This is a genomic window from Spirulina sp. CCY15215 (genome assembly GCF_016888125.1).
GTDB lineage: Bacteria > Cyanobacteriota > Cyanobacteriia > Cyanobacteriales > Spirulinaceae > CCY15215.
Genome location: NZ_JACSWA010000515.1, coordinates 1 through 1689 on the forward strand (window position 1 = coordinate 1; position 1689 = coordinate 1689).

The window sequence follows — 1689 nt, forward strand, 5'->3', positions numbered from 1 at the left end:
CTATTGACTTATGGTTCTCTTGCTTCCTAATTTTGTCCGGAGTATTGAGAGAAGAAAAAATATTAACTTCTTAAAGTTTTTTTCCCTGACTTTATAAGAAAATTTTGTTGATTTGTTCTATTTAGCTTCAATTGTCCAATGACTTTGAAGAAAAAACCAAGAACAGTTGCGATCGCGATCGCCATGTCCGGATTTTTGAGCCACAAAATAGAGAAACCTTCTTCTGATATGCAACAAGCTCTAGATATTGTCAATAACGAGGAAAATTGTCCATCTTGGATACTATAATCTAATTTCTATCTGTAGCTTTTGATACGAATTTAGATGCGTTTACCCTAATGAAAAATCGATCGCAATAAAAGCAGAAAACCAACTCAGAAAGATATAGAACTTTAGTGACTCGTTTATAAAATAATTGATAATCATCGTCCCGTCGGACAAAAAATATTTTCTGAGTAAAAGTAGCGATCGATTAAGAATTTAGGTATCCTATGCTTCAATCAATATACTTCATCGTGAGAGCCAATATCAACCAAAACAATCAAAGATTCTTTTGAATCTTCATTTTTTTCTCCCGCGATCGCATTCCAAAATCCATGATACAATCTTTTTAGACTAAGTAGAATATTTAACCAAAAAGTGATGAACTGTCAAAATTACGAAGAAGTCATCCGAAATATCTGCGATCGCGTTGAAAAATATGATGACGTTAAAATTGAATGTTTTGGGAATTTCTGTCAATGCGAAGGAAAATCGGAAGTTTTACATCAGATTGATGTTTTGATTTCCTACAGTCTGGATAGCGATCGCATCTACAACATAATGATAGAATGTCAACATTGGAACGAGAAAATACCTAAAGAGGTTGTCATGCAAATTCACTGTATTTGTGAAGATTGCCGGATTAGCAAAGGAATAGTTATCTCTGAAGTTGGATTTACAACCGATGCGATTAAATACGCTCAATACGCTAATATCGAATTAGTAAAATTGCAAGAAATAGAATCGGAAGATTTAAAAGAAATCATTTGCAATATTGCAGTGAATAGTACGCAGTTTCAAACCCCTCAAAGTATTCGTTGTCGCGAATTACTGAAAGTCGCAATCAGAAATCCCGCATTTAATTTTTTGAACGATCCAGAAGAAGATATTTATACGTTAGCAGACGGAAAACCACTCCATGACTAAAGGAAAAATTGTTTTAGTTTCTTTTATATTCGACGATCTATCATCAGTTAAAGTACGTCCTAGTTTATGTTTAACGGATCCGATTGGAAAATACAATCATGTCATTTTAGCGCTTATTACAAGTCAGATTCCAAAAAAAATACTAGATACCGATTACATTCTTGATAATAGCCACCCCGATTTTCTTGGCAGTGGTTTGAAAAAATCTTCCACCATTAAACTAGAACAATTGATGACCATTCGCATATCTATCATTAGTCGCGAACTCGGTCAATTATCAAGCAAGACTCAAAATCAACTTGCTGAGATTTTATGCAAAGTTTTAGAGACTTAAAACGCGATCGCATTTACAGAATTGAGAAACGATCGCGAAAAACCATAAAATATCAATCAATCACTCATAACTTGACCCCACTTTAATGAAATTGCATCCCAACTATCGTCAGCTATTGACTTATGGTTCTCTTGCTTCCTAATTTTGTCCGGAGTATTGAGAGAAGA

The 1689-nt window shown here is 34.1% G+C and carries 3 protein-coding genes; all 3 read left to right on the forward strand.

The annotated features are described in order from the left end of the window. Nucleotides 1-138: 138 nt before the first annotated feature. The 3 genes from JUI58_RS17140 to JUI58_RS17150 all read left to right on the forward strand — a co-directional run bounded on the left by JUI58_RS17140 (nt 139) and on the right by JUI58_RS17150 (nt 1522). Entirely contained in the window at nt 139-288 is a 150-nt protein-coding gene (locus JUI58_RS17140; RefSeq protein ID WP_204105020.1) for a hypothetical protein, read from the forward strand. Nucleotides 289-642: 354 nt separating this feature from the next. Beyond that, entirely contained in the window at nt 643-1188 is a 546-nt protein-coding gene (locus JUI58_RS17145; protein ID WP_204105021.1) for a restriction endonuclease, read from the forward strand. Then, on the forward strand, nt 1181-1522 hold the full coding sequence (locus JUI58_RS17150; RefSeq protein WP_204105022.1) for a type II toxin-antitoxin system PemK/MazF family toxin: 342 nt from the start codon (nt 1181-1183) through the stop codon (nt 1520-1522). The genes JUI58_RS17145 and JUI58_RS17150 overlap by 8 nt, the downstream gene beginning before the upstream one ends. Nucleotides 1523-1689 lie beyond the last annotated feature (167 nt).